The 20,266-nt window shown below is 47.8% G+C and carries 19 protein-coding genes; 1 reads left to right on the top strand and 18 read right to left on the bottom strand.

Annotated elements, in window-relative coordinates; translation table 11 throughout:
• Positions 1–93: 93 nt before the first annotated feature.
• The 3 genes from glnB to tilS form a co-directional block, all read right to left on the bottom strand.
• Complete coding sequence (glnB, locus tag AB0763_RS04415) at positions 94–432, bottom strand: nitrogen regulatory protein P-II (RefSeq protein WP_306101449.1); 339 nt, start codon at positions 430–432, stop codon at positions 94–96.
• A gap of 113 nt (positions 433–545) precedes the next feature.
• The gene (locus AB0763_RS04410) at positions 546–866 is read right to left on the bottom strand and encodes a c-type cytochrome (RefSeq protein WP_306101450.1); all 321 of its coding nucleotides are present in this window, start codon (positions 864–866) and stop codon (positions 546–548) included.
• Positions 866–2,152, bottom strand: a complete 1,287-nt coding sequence (gene tilS, locus AB0763_RS04405) for a tRNA lysidine(34) synthetase TilS (protein ID WP_368644040.1) — start codon at positions 2,150–2,152, stop codon at positions 866–868. Before tilS ends, AB0763_RS04410 begins: the two co-directional genes overlap by 1 nt.
• Positions 2,153–2,270: 118 nt before the next feature.
• Here tilS and AB0763_RS04400 point away from each other — a divergent pair, with 118 nt between their 5' ends.
• Positions 2,271–2,408 carry a hypothetical protein gene (locus AB0763_RS04400; RefSeq protein WP_306101452.1) on the top strand — a complete coding sequence of 46 codons (138 nt, stop codon included), beginning with the start codon at positions 2,271–2,273 and terminating at the stop codon, positions 2,406–2,408.
• On the opposite strand, the gene accA is transcribed toward AB0763_RS04400, so the two are convergent.
• From accA to pyrH, 15 genes are all read right to left on the bottom strand, one after another.
• Positions 2,405–3,364 carry an acetyl-CoA carboxylase carboxyl transferase subunit alpha gene (gene accA, locus AB0763_RS04395; RefSeq protein WP_306101453.1) on the bottom strand — a complete coding sequence of 320 codons (960 nt, stop codon included), beginning with the start codon at positions 3,362–3,364 and terminating at the stop codon, positions 2,405–2,407. The two genes, AB0763_RS04400 and accA, sit on opposite strands and share 4 nt — an antisense overlap.
• A gap of 42 nt (positions 3,365–3,406) precedes the next feature.
• Positions 3,407–6,886: a DNA polymerase III subunit alpha gene (gene dnaE / locus AB0763_RS04390; protein WP_306101454.1), complete on the bottom strand. Its 3,480-nt coding sequence runs from the start codon at positions 6,884–6,886 to the stop codon at positions 3,407–3,409.
• Positions 6,887–7,115: 229 nt separating this feature from the next.
• A complete protein-coding gene (gene rnhB, locus AB0763_RS04385; protein WP_306101455.1) occupies positions 7,116–7,724 on the bottom strand; it encodes a ribonuclease HII in 609 nt (202 codons plus the stop codon).
• A complete protein-coding gene (lpxB, locus tag AB0763_RS04380; protein ID WP_306101456.1) occupies positions 7,708–8,871 on the bottom strand; it encodes a lipid-A-disaccharide synthase in 1,164 nt (387 codons plus the stop codon). Before lpxB ends, rnhB begins: the two co-directional genes overlap by 17 nt.
• A 90-nt stretch (positions 8,872–8,961) precedes the next feature.
• Entirely contained in the window at positions 8,962–9,750 is a 789-nt protein-coding gene (lpxA, locus tag AB0763_RS04375) for an acyl-ACP--UDP-N-acetylglucosamine O-acyltransferase (RefSeq protein WP_306101457.1), read from the bottom strand.
• A gap of 1 nt (position 9,751) precedes the next feature.
• Complete coding sequence (fabZ, locus tag AB0763_RS04370; RefSeq protein ID WP_306101458.1) at positions 9,752–10,204, bottom strand: 3-hydroxyacyl-ACP dehydratase FabZ; 453 nt, start codon at positions 10,202–10,204, stop codon at positions 9,752–9,754.
• Positions 10,205–10,551: 347 nt separating this feature from the next.
• Positions 10,552–11,574, bottom strand: coding sequence for a UDP-3-O-(3-hydroxymyristoyl)glucosamine N-acyltransferase (gene lpxD / locus AB0763_RS04365; protein ID WP_306101459.1), 1,023 nt, complete (start codon positions 11,572–11,574; stop codon positions 10,552–10,554).
• A gap of 4 nt (positions 11,575–11,578) precedes the next feature.
• Positions 11,579–12,088 (bottom strand): OmpH family outer membrane protein, encoded by a 510-nt coding sequence (locus AB0763_RS04360; protein WP_306101460.1) that lies wholly within the window; start codon positions 12,086–12,088, stop codon positions 11,579–11,581.
• Positions 12,089–12,103: 15 nt separating this feature from the next.
• Positions 12,104–14,512, bottom strand: coding sequence for an outer membrane protein assembly factor BamA (bamA, locus tag AB0763_RS04355; protein ID WP_306101461.1), 2,409 nt, complete (start codon positions 14,510–14,512; stop codon positions 12,104–12,106).
• 45 nt (positions 14,513–14,557) lie between these two features.
• Positions 14,558–15,913: a sigma E protease regulator RseP gene (gene rseP, locus AB0763_RS04350; RefSeq protein ID WP_306101462.1), complete on the bottom strand. Its 1,356-nt coding sequence runs from the start codon at positions 15,911–15,913 to the stop codon at positions 14,558–14,560.
• Positions 15,910–17,121 carry a 1-deoxy-D-xylulose-5-phosphate reductoisomerase gene (gene ispC / locus AB0763_RS04345; protein WP_306101463.1) on the bottom strand — a complete coding sequence of 404 codons (1,212 nt, stop codon included), beginning with the start codon at positions 17,119–17,121 and terminating at the stop codon, positions 15,910–15,912. Before ispC ends, rseP begins: the two co-directional genes overlap by 4 nt.
• Before the next feature lie 48 nt (positions 17,122–17,169).
• On the bottom strand, positions 17,170–18,015 hold the full coding sequence (locus AB0763_RS04340) for a phosphatidate cytidylyltransferase (protein ID WP_306101464.1): 846 nt from the start codon (positions 18,013–18,015) through the stop codon (positions 17,170–17,172).
• Positions 18,016–18,029: 14 nt separating this feature from the next.
• Positions 18,030–18,782: an isoprenyl transferase gene (locus tag AB0763_RS04335; RefSeq protein WP_306101465.1), complete on the bottom strand. Its 753-nt coding sequence runs from the start codon at positions 18,780–18,782 to the stop codon at positions 18,030–18,032.
• Between the two features lie 73 nt (positions 18,783–18,855).
• Complete coding sequence (gene frr / locus AB0763_RS04330; RefSeq protein WP_306101466.1) at positions 18,856–19,413, bottom strand: ribosome recycling factor; 558 nt, start codon at positions 19,411–19,413, stop codon at positions 18,856–18,858.
• A gap of 53 nt (positions 19,414–19,466) precedes the next feature.
• The gene (gene pyrH / locus AB0763_RS04325) at positions 19,467–20,204 is read right to left on the bottom strand and encodes a UMP kinase (protein ID WP_306101467.1); all 738 of its coding nucleotides are present in this window, start codon (positions 20,202–20,204) and stop codon (positions 19,467–19,469) included.
• Between the last annotated feature and the right edge of the window lie 62 nt (positions 20,205–20,266).

Below are 20,266 nucleotides of genomic sequence, written 5' to 3'. Positions count from 1 at the left end.
AGTTCATTCATTACTCATTAGACGCACAAAAAAAGAGCAGTCACTGCTCTTTAATCTTTCATAACCGATCACAAACTGGGGTTGCCATCGGCATTAAATGGCTTCTTCGTCTTCTTCACCGGTGCGAATACGGATCACTCGTTCAATGCTGGTGACAAAGATTTTACCATCACCGATTTTTCCTGTTTGAGCTGTGTTGATAATGGTTTCGACACATTGATCAGCCACATCGTCACTCACCACAATTTCCAATTTTACTTTAGGGAGAAAATCAACCATATACTCTGCACCACGGTACAGCTCTGTGTGCCCCTTTTGGCGGCCAAAACCCTTCACTTCTGACACCGTCATCCCCGTAATACCGACTTCCGACAACGCCTCGCGAACATCGTCGAGCTTGAACGGCTTCACAATCGCTTCTATTTTTTTCATGTTCAATTCCTTACCCTAATATCTGGCTTATTATTGATTAAGCCGTGATGAGTTTCAATCTTGTCTCGAGAAAAACCTCGCAATACACATGCCAATTTCGCGAAGTGGTCTGTTTATTTCTTAGCCGGAAGTTGTGAGTAATAGGTCGCCAAATCATCGAGTTGCTGTAAACTAAAACGACTGACTTGCGATTTCATAATAAACGCTTTTGACCCTTGACTGGTCCCATTTTGATAAGCGACCAAAGCGTTGAATAGCTCTTCTTTTGTTTGGCCGGCAATCGTCGGAATACCCGCCATCGATGGGATCCCTTGCGCTCCGTGACAAGCGGCACATTGCTGAGACAAACGCTGCCCAACACGTGCATCACCTTGCGCCATGGCGTTTGTAACGCCACAGCATACCAACAATAAAAATAGCGCCTCTTTTTTCATCACTTACCTTTTGATTCTTGTTGCCACTGTATACCAAGGTCATCGCCCGCAAAGGCCCGGTCAACAAACAAACCGGCCACCGCAACGACTTGTTGCTGGGGCGTGACAATAATCGGTATCCGACGCCTTTGCCAACTTGGCACACCGTATTCTTGAAATATTTTTTTTAGCTTTCGTCGCCGACCGCGTTCGACAGGGTGTGCGACTAACCCCGCAGGATCAAAACAAAGCCACCACTCTTGCTGTGGCCGCATCAGTTGTCGCGAAGAAGCCATCGTCGTTAACCTCAACTCCCCCAAGCCATCGGGTAAGGTTTGAGGTTGTTCAAGTACTAAGCGAGAACGCCACCTTGAGATGTCTTGCTTGACTGTATCGAGGAAAAGCCACCCATCAAAACGACGAACACAATAATGACCGTATTCAAACACAGGGTTGGCATCGTTTTTTGCCATGGCGATTTGCTGCCAAATAATGGTAAGGTGCTTTCTCTCAACCGCAGGCCAGCCTTGTTCCATCATCCACATCCGCAATAAATAACGCCGTGACGTGGGGCTTTCATTTGCCAATCCATCAATCGACAGCCCGCCGTTTTGCGCTGTATATTGGGCTAATTTCTCACTCAGCAGTTCTTGGAGTAAGGCTTCTTGCTCAGCGCAAATCTGCGCCGTCCGCGCCACGGCTTGACTAAAATGCGGCCAGCGTTGATTGAGTGACGGCAACACCTGATGACGTAAGAAATTGCGATCAAAACGGACATCGCGATTGCTTTCGTCCTCTGCCCAGGTCAGTTGCCTTTGCCGAGCGAACGCCTCTATCTCACGCCGAGTCAGAGACAAGAGTGGTCGCATTAAATGGCCATTGGCAAAGGGCTTTAACAAGGGCATTGCTGATAACCCCTTTGGCCCACTGCCTCTTTTTAACGCCAGTAAAAACGTTTCGGCTTGGTCATCGAGGTGTTGGCCGGTTAACAATAACTCGCCGTGTTGAACGTATTGCGACAACACTTGATAACGAGCTTGCCGGGCAATTTGCTCGAGACTGTCACCGCCATTTTTCGTTAACTGCACAGAGTGAGCAAAAAATTCAACCTCGTATTGCTGGCAATATCGCTCACAAAACGCCTGCCATTGTTCGGCATTCGGACTGAGATTGTGATTGATGTGAACCGCGCGAAGCCCCAATCGATGCGCTTTCGCATAGTCAACGGCCAAGGCGAGTAACACCTGTGAGTCGACACCACCACTAAAGGCCACAACTAAAGTATGAGGCGCTGGATCAAGCGCCATCAGTTGACGCGTAAATTCGCTAGAAACAGTCACAAATTCTTCCCACTGATGAAAACCAATCGCATTGCGTTGCTGGTAAAAACGCGGTCACCGCCCCAAGAACATCACGGACAATAGCATGACTCAGATTGGTCTCAATGAAAAAAAGCTGGTCAATGCCAGCTTTTTACCTTTAATAGTTATCCAATCGATTGAGCTTAGCTCAGCTCACGAAGTTGAGCCGCGATGGGATAACCTGAGTACCCGACTCGATTAGCAGTAGCCGTAACTCATTAAACGCTGGTAGCGGCGCTCAAGTAGCATCTCATTATCAAGCGGTTCCAATTCTTCTAATTGAGCCAGTAACGTCGCTTTCATATTGTCCGCCATTGCTTTGTGGTTGCGATGTGCGCCGCCAAGAGGCTCTTCAATAATGTGATCGATAAGCTCCAACTCTTTGAGTCTTGGTGCTGTCAATCCCATGGCTTCCGCCGCTTGTGGCGCTTTTTCCGAGTCTCGCCATAAAATAGAGGCACAGCCTTCTGGAGAAATCACCGAATAAGTCGAGTATTGCAGCATGTTGACATAATCACCAACACCAATCGCCAAAGCGCCGCCAGAGCCACCCTCACCGATGACATTACAAATCACAGGAACGCTAAGGCCAGACATCACTTTTAAGTTACGAGCGATCGCTTCTGATTGGCCGCGCTCTTCTGCCCCTAGGCCAGGGTACGCACCAGCGGTGTCGATAAAGGTGATAATTGGCATGTTAAAACGCTCAGCCATCTCCATCAAACGCAATGCTTTGCGATAGCCCTCTGGTTTTGGCATACCAAAGTTACGTTTTACTTTGTCACGTGTTTCACGGCCTTTTTGATGACCGATAATCATGACCGGACGCCCCTCTAAACGAGCAATACCACCGACAATGGCTTTATCATCGGCGTAGGCGCGATCACCGGCTAATTCATCAAAATCTGAAAAGACGTGTTGAATGTAATCAAGCGTATAAGGACGTTGAGGATGACGAGCGAGTTGCGCCGTTTCCCATGCACCAAGGTCACTGAAGATTTTTTTCTTGAGTTCCAGGCTTTTACTTTCCAATTGTTCAATTTCTTTATCCAGATCCACCGCAGCTTCACCGCCATAACGAGACATGTCACGCAGGGCTTCAATTTTTGCTTCTAATTCAGCAATCGGCTTTTCAAATTCTAGAAAATTCAGGCTCATCTAAAGATCCTTGTTATTCAGCGTCGTTGGTGACTCTGACTTTTAGTTAAATTCAAGTTCTACTTGGTCTTTGCCAAGCAACTGTTTTAAATCATCTAATAATTTATCATTGGGCGTAACTCGCCACTGCGTGCCCAGTGTTAACCGCACTCTGGCGTCGGCACGTTGATAATACACATGTACGGGAATAGTCCCCGCTTTGTGCGGTGACATCACTTGTTGAAAACGATCAAAAAACGCCGTGTCAACTTGTGTTTCAAGCATAGAAAGCGATAGCCCTCGGGCGTACTTCTCTCGCGCCTGACCAAGTTCCATCACTTCTCGTGCCGTCATTTTAAGGCCACCGTTGAAGTCATCAAAGCTGACCTGTCCTGAAACGACCAAAATGCGGTCTTTTTCTAACAGATCCATGTATCGTTCAAGCGCATCAGAGAATAACATAACTTCCATTCGCCCTGAACGATCATCGATAGTCATAAGACCAATTCGTGATCCGCGCTTTGTGGTCATCACACGGGCGGCGATCACCAACCCCGACAACGTCACGACTTGATCGCGTCGAGTAGGGGTCGCATCTTTTATACGGCATTGAGTATAGTGCTTTAATTCTTTTAAATAGGCATTAATCGGGTGACCTGTTAAGTATAGGCCTAGAGTTTCATTCTCACCATCGAGCCACACCTTCTCTGGCCAGGGGTCAACTTGATGGTACTTATTTTCCACCTCTTCAGGGGCATCGGTCAAAACACCAAACATGTCCTCTTGACCGAACGCTTGTGCTTGGTGGTATTGGCTGGCCGATTTCACCGCATCGTCGAGTGACGCCATCAAGGCCGCTCTGTGTGGGCCAAGCCGGTCCAGTGCACCGGCCAAAATCAACTTTTCAATCACGCGTTTATTGACGCGTTTAAGATCTATTCTGGCACAAAAATCAAACAAATCTTTAAAATATCCGCCTTTTTCTCGCGCTTCTAAAATCGCATCAATAGGACCTTCACCCACTCCTTTGATAGCACCAATGCCATAGACAATGGCACCTTTGTCATCGACGTTAAAGCGATACAATCCGGCGTTAATGTCCGGTGGCAAGACGGTCAACTTCATTCTAAAGCACTCGTCGACCAAACCGACCACTTTTTCCGTGTTGTCCATATCGGCGGTCATCACCGCAGCCATAAATTCTGCCGGATAATGGGCTTTTAACCACAGGGTTTGATACGAGACTAACGCATAGGCTGCCGAGTGCGATTTGTTAAATCCATAACCGGCGAACTTCTCCACCAAATCAAAGATTTTCATCGCCAGTTCGCCATCGACACCATTTTTTTCCGCGCCGGCTTGGAATATCGCCCTTTGCTTGGCCATTTCTTCTGGCTTTTTCTTACCCATAGCACGGCGCAGCATATCAGCGCCACCTAAGGTGTAACCCGCCAATACCTGAGCAATCTGCATGACTTGCTCCTGATACAGGATGATACCGTAGGTCGGCTCGAGAATGTCTTTGAGCGAGTCGTGCTGCCACTTTTCATCGGGATAGGAGACTTCTTCGCGCCCGTGTTTGCGGTCGATAAAGTTATCTACCATGCCCGACTGCAATGGCCCTGGGCGGAACAGAGCCACCAAAGCGATGATGTCTTCAAAACAGTCCGGTTGTAGACGCTTGATAAGCTCTTTCATCCCGCGAGATTCAAGCTGGAATACCGCCGTTGTTTCTGAATTTTGCAACATGCGAAATGAGGCTTCATCAGCCAATGGAATCGATTCAATTTGAACCGGCTCCTTGCCTTCTGCAGCCAGCCTAGGGTTGATGAGACCGAGCGCCCAATCAATGATGGTTAAGGTACGCAGACCCAAGAAGTCAAACTTAACCAAGCCTGCGGTTTCGACATCGTTTTTATCAAACTGTGTCACCGGATGATGACCTTCCGCGTCGGCGTAAATCGGCGCAAAGTCGGTGATGCTGGTCGGCGAAATGACCACCCCGCCGGCGTGTTTGCCTGCGTTTCTGGTACAACCTTCGAGCAAGCGACACATATCAATCAGCTCGCGGACTTCTTCATCGGCTTCGTACAGCTCAGGTAAAGAAGGCTCGGCTTTAAAGGCTTTTTCCAGCGTCATCCCAGGATCGGGGGGGATCATTTTAGAAATGCGGTCAACAAAGCCAAATGGATGACCCAACACGCGCCCCACGTCGCGTATCACCGCTTTGGCCGCCATGGTACCAAAGGTAATGATTTGTGACACCGCGTTGCGACCGTACATTTCGGCAACGTGCTCAATCACGCGGTCGCGTTTGTCCATACAAAAATCAACATCGAAATCTGGCATAGACACCCGCTCAGGGTTTAGGAAGCGCTCGAACAGCAAATCGTATTCGAGTGGATCCAAATCGGTGATTTTTAACGCATAAGCCACTAAAGAGCCTGCACCAGAGCCCCGACCAGGTCCCACGGGAATGTCGTTATCTTTTGACCACTGGATAAACTCCATAACGATCAAAAAGTAACCGGGAAACCCCATTTGGTTAATAACGTCGAGCTCAATTTGTAGACGCTCGTCATACTCGGGCCTTTTTTGCTCGCGAACTTGTGGATCAGGGAATAAAAAATCCAGTCTTTCTTCAAGGCCTTCACGAGATTTTTTAACCAAAAAGTCTTCAATCGTCATCCCTTCCGTCGGAAAGTTAGGCAAGAAGTACTCACCTAAGCGAACCGTCACATTACAGCGTTTGGCGATCTCAACACTGTTTGCCAGCGCCTCTGGAATGTCAGCAAAAAGCTGGCACATCTCCTCTTCGCTTTTCAGGTATTGCTGCGGGCTGTAATTTTTAGGCCGGCGCGGATCGTCTAAGGTGTAACCGTCGTGAATCGCCACGCGAATTTCATGCGCGTCAAACAGCGACTCAGATAACAGCACGACGTCGTTGGTGGCCACTAAGGGCAACTGATGTTGCTCGGCGAGTTCAACGGCGTAGTGAAGGTAGTTTTCTTCGTCAGGTCGCCCGCAACGGGTAATTTCAAGATAAAAACGATCGGCAAAATGTTGCTGATAAAACTCGACACACTGATTGACCAACGCGGCATTGCCTTTGAGCAGCCCTTGACCAATTTCACCATTTTTAGACCCAGAGAGGACAATCAAACCTTGATTAAATTTCACCAGCCACTCTTTGTCGATCACCGGTTGGTGCTGAATGTGACCGCGTAAATACGCCTCAGAGATCAACAGAGTGAGGTTTTTATAGCCCGCTTGATCCATTGCCAGTACGGTCAAAGTGGTCAATTGGTCGCCAAACTCATCAGAGCGCAGTGCAAAGTCAGCACCAATAATGGGCTTAACCCCTTGGCTATGTGCAGTGCTGTAAAATTTGACTAAACCACATAAGTTGGTGAAATCGGTTAATGCCATGGCAGGCATGCCAAGCTCGGCGGCTTTTTTTACTAGGGCGGGGACTTTACTTATCCCATCAACCATAGAAAAATCGCTGTGTACTCTTAAGTGAATAAATTTCGGTTCTGACATCAAACTCGCCTAAGCCTTTTGAAGATAGTGAGGGTTGATAACCATGTCGCGCAATCACCACTCACCGGACTGGCCGGCACACTTGATGATTGAGCTTAGAAAAGGGCCGCAAAAATCAATACACTGCGACCATTTTCTTCCATTTTCAACAATGACAAATAAAATAACCTAGGGGTGAAACCATATGGGTAAACCTCCCCCTAACGCAAGCCCTTTGCTTTAAAGATCTCTAATCCAAGCCCAATATGCGCTTAACCGGCTTAAAGCTGCGCCGGTATTGATCGATCACACCGTGTGCTTCTATTGCCGCAAAATGCGCTTTGGTTGGGTAACCTTTGTGCTGGGCAAAACCAAATTGTGGGTAGCGTTTGTCTAACTCTATCATATCTTGATCGCGGATCACCTTAGCGAGAATAGAGGCAGCGCTGATCTCGGCGACGCGTAAGTCACCTTTGACAACCGCTTGTGCCGGGCACGCTAGCGACGGGGTGCGATTGCCATCAACCAAAACGTAGTCTGGCGAAATGTTAAGGCCTGCCACTGCGCGTTGCATCGCCGTCATTGTCGCTTGCAAAATGTTCATTTGATCGATTTCCTGTGGGCTACAGCGACCTACTGACCAAGCCAAGGCGTTGTCTTGTATCTGTGGAAATAAGGCCAAGCGCTTTTTTTCTGATAACACTTTTGAGTCGCTCAATCCCTCAATCGGTTTATTCGGATCCAAAATCACCGCCGCCGTCACGACATCGCCGACTAAAGGGCCGCGGCCAACTTCGTCAACCCCAGCGAAAAGCGCGTAGCCCTCGGGGTAAACAAAAGGTTCAAATTGTTGTTTCATATTCATGTTCTTTTTCAATCAGCGACAACACCGCTTTGGCAGCTTGTTGATCTGCGCCTTTTCGAATCCATTGATGCATTTGGTAAAACGCCTCAACCATTGGCTGCCCTTCACCATTGAGCAAAGGCACCATCGCTTGACAAAGGCGCTCTGGCTGACAATCGTCTTGCAACAGTTCTTCGACTAAAGCGCGATCGGCCAGTATATTAGGCAAGGAAACAAAACGCGTTTTTAATAATCGCTTTGCTAACCACGCCGTCAATGCGTTGACTTTGTAACCGACAACCATTGGGCGTTTGAGTAGCATGCATTCCAATGCCACGGTACCCGATGCCAACATCACGGCGTCAGACGCTTCAATCACGTCTCTTGCGGTATCATTGACAAGCACAAAATTCAATTCTGGCGCCAAATCTTGCCAAAGCTGCTCAAATTGTTGGCGGCGCTTCTCATTGACCAATGCGACGATAAAATTGAGCTGCGGGAATTGTTGTTTCAACCGCTGACAAGCCTGAATAAAAGGCGGAGCGATTTTTTCAACTTCTGCGCCGCGACTACCAGGCAGTACCGCTAACCATTGGCCTTTCGAGTCTAAGCCAAGTTTTTTTCTGGCTGTCGCCTGATCGGGCTCTAGAGGCAAGCTGTCGGCTAAGGTATGACCGACGAACTCACACGCGACATGGTGTTTGTCGTAGAACGCTTTTTCAAACGGCAGAAATGCCAACACCAAATCGGTCGCCGCATCGATACCGTGAATCCGATTTTGCCGCCACGCCCAAACCGAAGGGCTGACGTAGTGAACGGTTTTTATACCGGCTTTTTTAAGATCCAACTCCAAGCGCAAATTAAAGTCAGGGGCATCAACACCGATAAAAACATCCGGTGGATTGGACAGAAAAAAACGCACCAGTTCAGCCTTGACTTTGAGCAACCTAGGTAACCGCCCCAGGACTTCGACCAAGCCCATAACGGATAACTCTTCGAGATCAAACAGAGATTGGCACCCTGCCGCCATCATTTTAGGACCGCCAATACCGACAAACTCTGCATCGGGATGTTGCATTTTAATGGCGTTGATCAAGCCCTCACCTAATGTATCACCGGACAATTCACCGGCGACAATACCAATGCGAATAGGTCTGCTCATCGGCTTTCCCCTTTGTAAATGAAAAGACAAAAAGACCGCCTGCAGCGGTCTTTGTAATCTTGGGTACGACTCGTCGACAACCCGCGTGATTTAGCGAATAATGCCACGAGTTGAATTGTCAAGAAAGTCGATAAAGATAGCTAGCGCAGGGAAGTCTTTCACTTCGTCTTTGATAGCTTCTTTGGCTTGTTCCAGAGTCAAACCATTGCGATACAAGGACTTGTACGCACGTCGGATGGCATGGATCTCAGCCTTTTCAAAGCCGCGACGCTTGAGCCCTTCGATATTAATCCCGAAAGGCGCACAGTGGTTACCCTGTGCCATCACATAAGGCGGCACGTCCTGAACGACAATAGAGCCCCCTCCGAGCATACAGTGATCACCAATTTGGCAAAATTGATGAATGGCCGACATACCACCGACAATGGCTTGGTTACCAACCTTAACATGCCCTGCTAGCGTAGCATTGTTGGCAAAAATACACTTATCGCCGACAATACAATCGTGCGCGACGTGCGCGTTGATCATAAATAAGTTGTCGCTGCCAACTTGAGTAATACCACGGTCTTGTGTCGTACCGCGATGCATGGTCACACTCTCGCGAATGGTATTGCGATCGCCAATGATCAGCTGCGTCGGCTCGCCCGCGTATTTTAAGTCTTGGCAAGCTTCGCCAATCGAAGCAAATTGATAAATCTTGTTGTCTTGACCAATTTTCGTTGGGCCCTTGACCACAACATGAGACATCAACTCGGTGTTAGCACCGATTTCAACTTGGCTGTCTACGTAACAAAAAGGACCAATTTTTACCCCAGCACCAATGACGGCGCCCTCTTCGACAACCGCCGACGGGTGGATTTGAGCACTGCTATCAATCATATTAAAACTCTCTGCGGGCACATTTCAGTTCAGCGGAGCACACGACTTCACCGTCGACTTTTGCCACCCCACTAAAGGCGGCAATACCGCGACGCTCTTTGATAAATTGCACTTCGATGACAAGCTGGTCACCCGGTACAACCGGTTTGCGAAATTTAGCGCCATCGACACTAGCGAAATAATAAAGCTCATTTTCACTTGGCGCGCCAAACGATTTAAAAGCCAACAACCCGGTTGCTTGCGCCATCGCTTCAAGAATCATGACACCAGGAAAAACCGGCAATTGTGGAAAGTGACCGGTAAACTGTGGCTCGTTCACTGAGACATTTTTAATTGCATGTAAATATGACTCTTCTTGAAAATCAATCACGCGATCGATCATCAAAAATGGGTAGCGATGTGGAAGCAACTCACGAATTTCAGTGATGTCCATCGTTTTAGTTTCAGTAGTCAAGATTCTATTCCTATGCAAATATTTAAAATTATGATTTGAGCAGTAGTTTAATGATTTCAAGTGACAAGGGCAAAAAAATTCACACATTCTGTCCAACTTGAGGATCGTCGCGTAATACCAACCTGATTAAGTAGGTGCGCAATGATAGCGCAGAAAAAAGCTTGAGAACCAGGCAACCTATTTGCTTATCAATACAAGACAGTGAGCCTTTTTCTACAAATTATTTTCTTAACGATGTTATCGAGTTATTTAACCCGCTAGAGTGACTCGCTATTGAGTGAGATTGGTAAAAACACCCCCTACCCAAAAAAAGACTCGCCAATGAGCGAGTCTTTATCAAAGGTGAATTATTGCTCACCCAACTGTTTTTCCAATGCTTTGAGACGCTTATTCATCTCATCGATTCGCTGGACCCTGGTTGCGGTCTTGCGCCATTCTTTGTTGGTTTGCAATGGGATACCCGATGAATAAACGCCTTTTTCACTAATACTGCGCATCACCATCCCCATACCCGTAATGGTCACACCATCGGCGATCTCAATATGCCCATTGAGTACCGACGCCCCGCCGATAATACAATAGCGGCCGATCTTGGTGCTACCAGCAACAATGGTGCCACCCGCCATCGCGGTGCCATAACCGATGTGAACATTGTGCGCGATTTGCATTTGGTTATCGAGAATAACGTTGTCTTCGATAACTGTGTCATCCAAAGCACCGCGGTCGATGGTTGTACAGGCTCCGATTTCAACGCGGTTGCCAATGCGAACCGTGCCAAGCTGAGGGATTTTGAGCCACTCACCTTTTTCATTGGCATAACCAAAGCCGTCGGAGCCGATAACCGTATTGGCCTGAACCAAACAATCACTGCCGATCTGCACTTGGTGATAGATACTCACATTAGCCCACAACTGCGTATTCGCCCCTATACTGGCCTGCTTACCGATAAAACAGCCCGCCCCAATCACCACATTGTCACCAAGTACAGCACCAGCTTCAATCACGGCATTGGCACCAACACAAACGCCTTCGCCTAACACGGCTGAATCATCAATCACAGCACTTGGGGCAATAGACTGCGCCGCAGAAGGCGTCGTATCGAGCGCCTGAGCGACCTTGGCAAAAGCGATATACGGGTCTGCCACCACCAATACGTTGCCAGCAAAAGCCTCTTTTTGCTCGGCTTTGACCATCACCACACTGGCTTGGCAATCGGCGAGGTGTTTGGCGTACTTGGGATTAGACAAGAATGTCACATCACCTTGCTGCGCTTTGTCCATAGGTGCAACGCGATGAACAACAACATCCGCGCTTCCGACCAACTCCCCTTGAGTCAGGGTTGCAAGTTCTGACAATGTGATTGATTTCATAATATTACTTCACTGCTTTGATAACGTCTTTGGAAATATCGAGTTCAGGTTTAGCAAAGCGAACGGCCTGGGCATCAATGATCAGATCGAATCCCTTTTGTTTCGCTACTTTGTCCGTTGCATCTTGGATAACGTGGAAAAGTTTTTGCTTTTCTTCTGCTTCGCGACGAGCACTGGCTTTTTCAAGTGCTTGCCCTTTGAGTTTGTACTCGTTTTGAAGTTGGCTAATATCGAGGCGGAGCTGATCTTTTTCATCATTGCTCATCAATTCGCCATCGCGCTTTAGCTTGTCAATTTTGCCTTCCGCCTTTTTCTTGATGGACTGCAGTTCTGCGGCTTTGTCTTTAAAGTCTGCCTGCATTTGTTTGACGATCGCTTCGCGTTGAGGAAGGGATTGAAAAACTTGCGCCGTATTAATATAGCCGATTTTTTGTGCTGCATTCGCTGCCGTAGCGGCGACAGACGAACCGAGAATGACTAAGCTAAGCGTTGCGACTTTGATCATTTTTTGCAAAATTGTTTCCTCAGGTTAGAAAGTTTGGCCTATGGTAAAACTAAAGAACTCCTCGTCATCACCGGCATACGACTTAATTGGTTTTGCCAACGAGAAGACTAATGGCCCCATAGGCGATACCCATTGTAACGCTACGCCAACAGACGAGCGGTACTTGGTGGGATCAGAGTAGTCGTAATAATATTTGGTACCGTAATCGACACTGTCGACGTCAAATTCGGTATCCCAAACACTGGCCATGTCGTAAAAGACACTGGTTCGAACTTGGCTTTGCGCTTCTTCTGACACAAAAGGCGTCGGGAAGAAGATTTCAGCACTTGCCAGCGCCGTTGCATTGCCACCAACTGAATCATCGGTGGCTTCGTAATCACCGTTATTCGATGAGGACGTATCGTGGTACACGGCTTTCGGGCCCGCAGTGTTGGACGAAAATCCGCGTAAAGTACTAAAGCCACCTGCGTAAAAGTTTTCATAGAACGGAAATAGGTTATCGTTGTCGCCGTTGGATCCGTAACCGTTGCCGTACCCCAAACGCCCGCGTAGCAATAGAGTGTAGTCTTGTTTTTGCGTCAATGGGAAATACTGTTTGACGTCGTATTGCAACTTAAAGTATTCGACGTCAGAACCAGGGACCGACACACGCGCTGACGCTTTTTGATAATTACCCGCCGTCGGGAAATAGCCGCGATTTAAGTTGTTGCGCGTCCAGCCTAAAGTCAAAGTAAAGTCATCGGTATTGAGGGTACCATTGGAGTCAATGTTACTCGCTTGGGCCGCTAAGAACTTTTCAATTTGAATGTAAGGCGTCAAGTTGCCGATCTTGTTGTGCTTGTAACCAACACCAAAATCCAAACGGTTTAGCTCATCAACCGGGAAACCCCAAGTTAAACTGGTGCCGTAACTCTCGTTGGTGTAATCGACGATGCCATCTTCTGACGATTCGTATTTGTTGTAGAAAATCTTACCGCCGAGGCTGACGCCATCCAGTGTCCAATAAGGGTCGGTGTAACTCAAAGTGATGTTTTGCTGATAATCGTTGGTGGTGAAGCTAATCCCAACATCATTACCTGTGCCCAAAAAGTTATCTTGTGTTAAACCCACTTGGAACGACACGCCAGAGTCCGTACCGTAGCCAACGCCAAAGTTAATACTGCCAGAGTTCGCTTCTTTGACATCGTAAACCACGTCAACCTGATCCTCAGTGCCCGGTACCCGCGTTGTTTTGACATCAACTTTTTCAAAATACCCCAAGCGATCGAGTCGAGACTTGCCCGCTTCAACGGATTTTGCGTTGAGCCATGCCCCTTCCATTTGACGCATTTCACGGCGCAGAACTTCGTCTTCGGTGACGGTATTACCACTAAAGCGAACATCGCGTACATACATGCGTTTGCCTGGGTCAACATTAACGGTCAAAGACACTTGTTTGGTCTCGTCATCGATAGTCGGTGTGGTGCTGACTTTCGGATACGCATACCCGGCTTCACCCAAGACTTTTTTAACGTTTTCTTCGAGTGAGGTAACTTGTGACCCGTCGTAAACATCGCCTTTGTTCAGCGTGTTTAATGCTGCAAAGGTCTTTTCTTCACCGATCAAGTTGCCGTTAAACGTCACTTTATCCACCGTATAAATATCGCCCTCATCTAAGACTAGGGTAATGTAGACCCCTTTTTTGTCAGGTGAGATTGAGACTTCGGTTGATTTAATGCGAAATTTCACGTAACCGCGGTTGTGGTAAAACGACTCTAGGTTTTCCAGATCGCCCGCCAACACCTGCTTTTGGTACTTTTCATTGGCTAGGAAGTTCCACCACGGCACATCGACGTTAAGATCAAAACGATCAATCAGATCTTCATCGCTAAACGCTTGGTTGCCGATAAAGTTGATTTGCTGGATTTTCGCTGACACGCCTTCGGTAAAGACAAATTTAAGATCAGAGCGATTGCGAGGTAAAGGCGTCACCACCGCTTTGACACTGGCATTGTATTTACCAACGCTGTAGTAAAAGTCTTCCAATCCCTTTTCGATTTTTGATAATGTCGTGCGATCTAACGCGTCGCCTTCGCGAACCCCTGATGCTTCGAGGTTTTGCTTAAGCTGCTCTTCTTTAATCGCTTTGTTACCAGAAAACGAGATACTCGCAATGGTCGGGCGCTCTTGAACCTTGACCAATAAAGTGCCTTCGTCTTGAAAAACTTCGACATTTTCAAAGTTTCCCGAGCTGTACAAGGAGCGGATAATGTCCGAGACATCCGATGGCTCTAAAGTATCGCCCACTCGTACCGGCATTTTTAATAGTGCAGCACCGAGAGCGACGCGTTGTAGCCCTTCAATTTTGATATCTTGTATTACAAAGCCCGGTGCACCGTAGGCACTGACACTGGTTGCGAGCAACGTCGATAAAAAAAGTCGTTTAATTGCCATATTATTTCAAACTGTTCCTTGCTGATGCGGTTGTCTCTGAAAGCCTCACAGACGTGCAAAATCATTGAATAAGGCCAGAGCCATCAGTGAAAACACCACCGCTCCCCCAATTTTGTAACCCACTTCCTGAATTTTTTCCGGAATGGGGCGTCGAATTACTGCCTCAATGGCAAAAAATAACAAATGGCCGCCGTCTAACATAGGTAAAGGAACCAAGTTCATAATACCTAAATTCACACTGATCAGCGCAACAAAGCCCAAGAAATACACCAAACCGACTTCGGCACTCATACCCGCGCCTTTGGCAATCGATATCGGCCCGCTTAAATTATTCAGACCCACGTCGCCAATCACCAGTTTTTTGAGCATGGTGAACGTCAATTGGATCACTTGACCGGTTTTCTCAAACGCTTTGCTTACCGCCTCAACAGGGCCGTATTGCAAATCAAATCGATAGTCATCGGGCCATGGTTCAAACTCCGGTGCAATTCCGGCAAAGCCCACGTTTTGGTCACCGCGTTCTTGTTGTTCGGGAAGCAAGGTGAGCGGCAGTGTTTGCCCTTGGCGAACCACGTCAACCGTCAGTGTTTTATTCGCGCTTTGTTGAATCACACTGACAATCTCTTGCCACGACGACATGGGCTGACCATCAATAACCACAATTCGATCGCCACTCATAAAGCCCGCTTTGTCTGCCGGGCCGTTGGGCGTCACTTGCTTAACCACTGGGCGCACTTCTGGCCAATATGGACTGAGCCCTAAACTGGCCAATGGCGAGTCTAACTCAGGATCAAACTGCCACGCGCTCAGATCCAAGCGTTTGGTTTCTTCAGTATTGATTTCACCAGGAATTGATACCGTCATTGTCATGCTCGGGTCACCAATATGGGCGAGAATTTGCATACTGACAGCTTGCCAATTTGATGTTTTGATACCAGAAATTGCCTTTAGTTCCATACCAGGCTCAATTCCAGCCTCAGCGATGATAGAGTTTGGTGCCACCTCACCCACCACCGGCTTCACCGAAGGCGTACCGATAATGAAAACACACCAGTAGACAATCAGTGCCAACAAAAAGTTAAACAAAGGCCCAGCGGCAACAACAGCCGTTCGTTGCCATAGCGGCTTCTTGTCAAAAGCTTGATCGAGCAAAGAATCGGGAACCTCTTCAACCCGAGTATCAAGCATTTTAACGTAACCGCCTAGCGGAATCAGTGAGATAGAATACTCAGTACCATCTTTTGCTATTCGGCTCCACAATGAGTGACCAAAACCGATAGAGAACTTTTCAACTTTGACCCCGCATCGCCTTGCCACCCAAAAGTGACCAAATTCATGCACCGTGACCAAAGTGCCCAGTGCAATAATAAAAAAAGCAAAATTCCACAACATTCCCGTCATCGGTATCCCTTTTGAGCTAAACAATCGTTGGCATAATCGCGAGCTATTTTATCGAGCTCAATGAGGCTTTCCAAGCCATCTAATTTAATATGACTGAAATGCTTACACATTTTTTCTAACACGTGTTGGTTAAGCCAAGCAATATCGGTAAAAGCAATGTGGTTAGACAAAAAAGCCGCTACCGCCACTTCGTTGGCTGCATTCAACCCCGTTGTCGCGTGCTGACCTTCATAACAGGCATCAATGGCTAAGGCCAAACAAGGATAGCGTGCAAGATCAGGCGCTGCAAAAGACAACTCCCCCACTTGCGTAAAATCCAGTGGTTTAACCCCCGCCTGAATTCGCGCCGGGTACGCCAAAGCGTGTGCAATTGGGGTGGCCATATCGGGCTCGCCCATTTGTGCCAATACCGACCCGTCACTGTAGCGCACCATAGAGTGAATCACCGACTGTGGATGCAACAACACCTCTAGCTCATCGGGGTTGGCATTAAATAGCCATCTTGCTTCGATAAACTCTAAGCCTTTATTCATCATCGTGGCCGAATCAACGGAAATTTTTTGTCCCATACTCCAGTTAGGATGGGCGATCGCCTCTGCTGGGGTAATCTGGCCAAAGCTCTCTAAAGGCCGAGTTCGAAATGGCCCACCGGAACCAGTAAGCAGAATTTTCTCAATACCGTATTGTGCTAAATTGCCGTGACCAATGGCTTGTTGCAACGGCTTAGGCAGGCATTGAAAAATGGCATTGTGCTCACTATCGACTGGCATTAACTGGGCGCCAGAGCGCTGTACTTCATCCATGAACAACTGGCCAGACATGACTAACGCTTCTTTATTGGCCAACAAGACACGCTTACCCGCTTTGACGGCCGCCATGGTTGGCTTTAGGCCCGCAGCCCCGACAATGGCCGCCATGACACAATCGACTTGTGGGCACGCACTGACCCACTCAAGCCCTTCTTCCCCCGCCAAAACACGGGTGGGTAACGACAAAGCAGCGATTTTTTTTTCAAGCTGCAGGGCGGCATCCGCTTGGGCCATAACGGCATACTCAGGTTGCCACTGCTGACAGAGCTGCAACATTTTTTCGACATCGGTGGCGGCCGTTAGTGCAAAGACTTCAATCGTTTCGCGATTGTGGTCACACACTTTTAATGTGCTGTCACCGATAGAGCCTGTCGCACCGAGAATGGTGATTTTTTGCATACTAGATACCACTAACCCCATGTGGTGAGCGACGTCACCAAAGGGGAATTAAAACACAAGATAAGCCAAGGTAAAGATTGGGAAAGCCGCGGTAAGGCTGTCAATGCGATCCAAAACCCCGCCATGACCGGGGATCAACTGACTGCTGTCTTTAATACCAGAATTGCGTTTAAACATGCTTTCGACCAAGTCGCCCAATACGGAAATGACAACGGTAAACACAATGGTCAGGATTAAATGCCCATAAGAAGAAAAGCTGAGCTCAAACCAATGGCTGACAAACACGCCAACCAAGCCCGCCGCAAGGACGCCGCCAAGCAAACCTTCAATGGTCTTATTGGGGCTGACATTAGGCGCCATTTTGTTACGCCCCCAGCGCTTACCGACAAAATAAGCGCCGCTGTCGGCCGCCCATACCAGTAAACACACAAACAAGACCAGTTTTGCTCCGTAATGTGACACCTCGCTACTGCTTTGAGCCTTTAGAACAATAATGCTCCACATGAAGGGCAATAAGGTTAAAAAACCGAACAGTTGTTTAAGCAGTGTCGAATTTTGCCAACAGGTACGGGTTTTAGGGTAAGTGACCGCCAAGGCACTGGCCGCTACCCACCACAAGGTGGCTAAGCTAAATAAAATCAACAAAGGAACAGACAAGTCACCACTCACTAAACCTGGATAGAAAACCCCTGCACTGATCACCATTAAGATCACCGCAGGGAGCAAGGCATAGTGGCGAGAATACTGACGCAAGGGAGCAAATTGAGTCCACTCCCAAAATCCGAGTAATGTCACCGCGGCGGCAATGACAGCCACACCTTGAATCGGCAAGAAGAAAATGCCCGCGATCACCAATGGCGCTAGGATTAAGGCTGTTATAATTCTTTGTTTCAAAGGGAGAAATCCTATTATTCTTTGATTAGGGCTTTAATTTGTTCACCGGTACACCCAAAGCGCCGCTCTCGGTTCATATACCAGGTGATCGCCTCAACTAAACTGTCTTCGTCAAAATCTGGCCAAAATTGGTCAGTAAAGTACATTTCGGCGTAAGCGGCTTGCCAAAGCATAAAATTACTAATTCGGCATTCGCCACTGGTGCGAATCAACAAGTCGACGTCCGCCAGATCAGACATAGTCAAGTACTGAGCAATGTCAGTCTCTGTGATCGATTCTGCTTGTCGCTCACCACTGGCGACTTGCAGAGCCAGTGTTTGCACTGCCTGAGTAATGTCCCACTTGCCGCCATAGTTGGCCGCAATATTGATCACCATACCGGTGTTGTTGGCCGTTAGCTCTTGTGCCTCAACAATTTTATTTTGTAAACGCGTACTAAATTTCGACGTGTCGCCAATGACTCTCAGTTGCAAATTATTCTTGTGAAGTTTTTTTATCTCACTCGACAACACACTGATAAAGAGCTCCATTAAAAGGCCAACTTCTTCTTCAGGTCGACGCCAGTTTTCACTGCTAAAGGCAAAGAGAGTAATCGCTTGGATATTGAGTTTTGAGGCAGCGATGATGGTTTTTCTTACCGCTTGGACACCGCGTTTATGACCGAACACACGGGGTTGGCCCTTTGCTTTAGCCCATCGGCCATTGCCATCCATGATAATTGCAATGTGTTTAGGGAGGGATTGAGTGTCAATGGTCGTATTTTGCATAGTGTATTCTGTCGCTATCTCAAAGGCCAATAAACCGAGTGGAACTCGTTCTATTGGCCTTTAAAGGATGGCGTTATACTTCCATCAATTCTTTTTCTTTTGCCGCTAGGGCTTCATCCACTTTTTTAACGGCTGCATCCGTCAGTTTTTGAATCTCTTCTTGCGCTTTGCGGTCTTCATCTTCTGAGATTTCTTTCTCTTTGAGCAACGATTTTAAATCTGCGTTCGCATCGCGACGGATATTGCGGATAGCAACACGTCCGCCCTCGGCTTCACCGCGCACGATTTTAACCAAATCTTTACGGCGCTCTTCCGTTAGTGGTGGAAGCGGCACGCGGATCACCGTACCAGCAGACATAGGGTTAAGACCCAAATCAGATTGTAGAATCGCTTTTTCTACTTTTGGCGTCAGCTCTTTGTCAAAAACCGTAATCGCGAGAGTACGCGCATCTTCTGCAATGACATTGGCCACTTGGTTTAGGGGCGTCGGCGCACCGTAATACTCAACACTAATACCTGAAAGCAGGCTTGGGTGGGCACGGCCAGTACGTATTTTTGACAGATTGTTACGCAATGACTCTACACTTTTTTCCATGCGCGATTGCGCATCTTGCTTGATTTCGTTAATCACAGTTTCACCTTCATTAAAAATCTCGGGGACCTATCAGATCATCAATAGTGACGTTATTGCGCGTCATCTTGTGTAATTAATGTCCCTTCAGTCTCACCCATCACCACTCGACGTAATGCGCCTGGCTTATTCATATTGAAAACGCGGATTGGCATATTGTGGTCTCTTGCGAGAGTAAACGCAGCCAAGTCCATGACTTTCAATTCTTTCTCAAGAACAGTTTGGTAACTGAGTCTATCATACAATTGTGCATCAGGGTTAGCGACAGGGTCCGCAGAAAACACACCGTCTACTTTGGTCGCTTTTAAAACCACATCCGCTTCAATCTCGATACCGCGTAAGCACGCCGCCGAGTCTGTCGTAAAGAACGGGTTGCCAGTCCCGGCCGAAAAAATGACCACGCGGCCTTGACGCAACTCGCGAATCGCATCAGACCAATTGTAGTCATCACAAACGCCTTGCAAAGGAATGGCCGACATCAAACGCGCGTTGACATAAGCGCGGTGCAGCGCATCACGCATTGCCAAGCCATTCATCACGGTCGCCAACATGCCCATGTGGTCACCCACCACTCGATTCATACCAGCTTGTGCCAGTCCCGCGCCGCGAAACAGGTTACCACCGCCAATGACGACGCCAACTTGTACGCCAAGTTCGACCAATTCTTTAACTTCTTGAGCCATGCGGTCAAGGATCGTAGGATCAATACCAAAGCCATCTGGGCCTTGAAGCGCTTCACCACTGAGTTTTAATAAAATGCGTTGATATGCGGGTTTGGGGTTTGTTGTCATGGACTTTACCTTTCCAAAAGTTATCACTCACCGTCATGAATAATGGCTCTGAACTTGAGTTA

The organism is Vibrio sp. HB236076, from assembly GCF_040957575.1.
GTDB lineage: Bacteria > Pseudomonadota > Gammaproteobacteria > Enterobacterales > Vibrionaceae > Vibrio.
Note: the sequence above shows the minus strand (reverse complement) of the source record. Positions and strands in the feature narration are given on the sequence as shown.

What these genes read in the sequence shown, in the direction of transcription:
- ispC (WP_306101463.1), bottom strand. Translation starts at nt 17,121, where the DNA reads ATGCAAAAAATCACCATTCTCGGTGCGACAGGCTCTATCGGTGACAGC.
- lpxB (WP_306101456.1), bottom strand. Translation starts at nt 8,871, where the DNA reads ATGAGCAGACCTATTCGCATTGGTATTGTCGCCGGTGAATTGTCCGGT.
- lpxA (WP_306101457.1), bottom strand. Translation starts at nt 9,750, where the DNA reads ATGATTGATAGCAGTGCTCAAATCCACCCGTCGGCGGTTGTCGAAGAG.
- lpxD (WP_306101459.1), bottom strand. Translation starts at nt 11,574, where the DNA reads ATGAAATCAATCACATTGTCAGAACTTGCAACCCTGACTCAAGGGGAG.
- rseP (WP_306101462.1), bottom strand. Translation starts at nt 15,913, where the DNA reads ATGACGGGAATGTTGTGGAATTTTGCTTTTTTTATTATTGCACTGGGC.
- bamA (WP_306101461.1), bottom strand. Translation starts at nt 14,512, where the DNA reads ATGGCAATTAAACGACTTTTTTTATCGACGTTGCTCGCAACCAGTGTC.
- dnaE (WP_306101454.1), bottom strand. Translation starts at nt 6,886, where the DNA reads ATGTCAGAACCGAAATTTATTCACTTAAGAGTACACAGCGATTTTTCT.
- accA (WP_306101453.1), bottom strand. Translation starts at nt 3,364, where the DNA reads ATGAGCCTGAATTTTCTAGAATTTGAAAAGCCGATTGCTGAATTAGAA.
- tilS (WP_368644040.1), bottom strand. Translation starts at nt 2,152, where the DNA reads ATGGCGCTTGATCCAGCGCCTCATACTTTAGTTGTGGCCTTTAGTGGT.
- AB0763_RS04400 (WP_306101452.1), top strand. Translation starts at nt 2,271, where the DNA reads ATGACTCAGATTGGTCTCAATGAAAAAAAGCTGGTCAATGCCAGCTTT.
- glnB (WP_306101449.1), bottom strand. Translation starts at nt 432, where the DNA reads ATGAAAAAAATAGAAGCGATTGTGAAGCCGTTCAAGCTCGACGATGTT.
- rnhB (WP_306101455.1), bottom strand. Translation starts at nt 7,724, where the DNA reads ATGAAACAACAATTTGAACCTTTTGTTTACCCCGAGGGCTACGCGCTT.
- pyrH (WP_306101467.1), bottom strand. Translation starts at nt 20,204, where the DNA reads ATGACAACAAACCCCAAACCCGCATATCAACGCATTTTATTAAAACTC.
- AB0763_RS04410 (WP_306101450.1), bottom strand. Translation starts at nt 866, where the DNA reads ATGAAAAAAGAGGCGCTATTTTTATTGTTGGTATGCTGTGGCGTTACA.
- AB0763_RS04335 (WP_306101465.1), bottom strand. Translation starts at nt 18,782, where the DNA reads ATGCAAAATACGACCATTGACACTCAATCCCTCCCTAAACACATTGCA.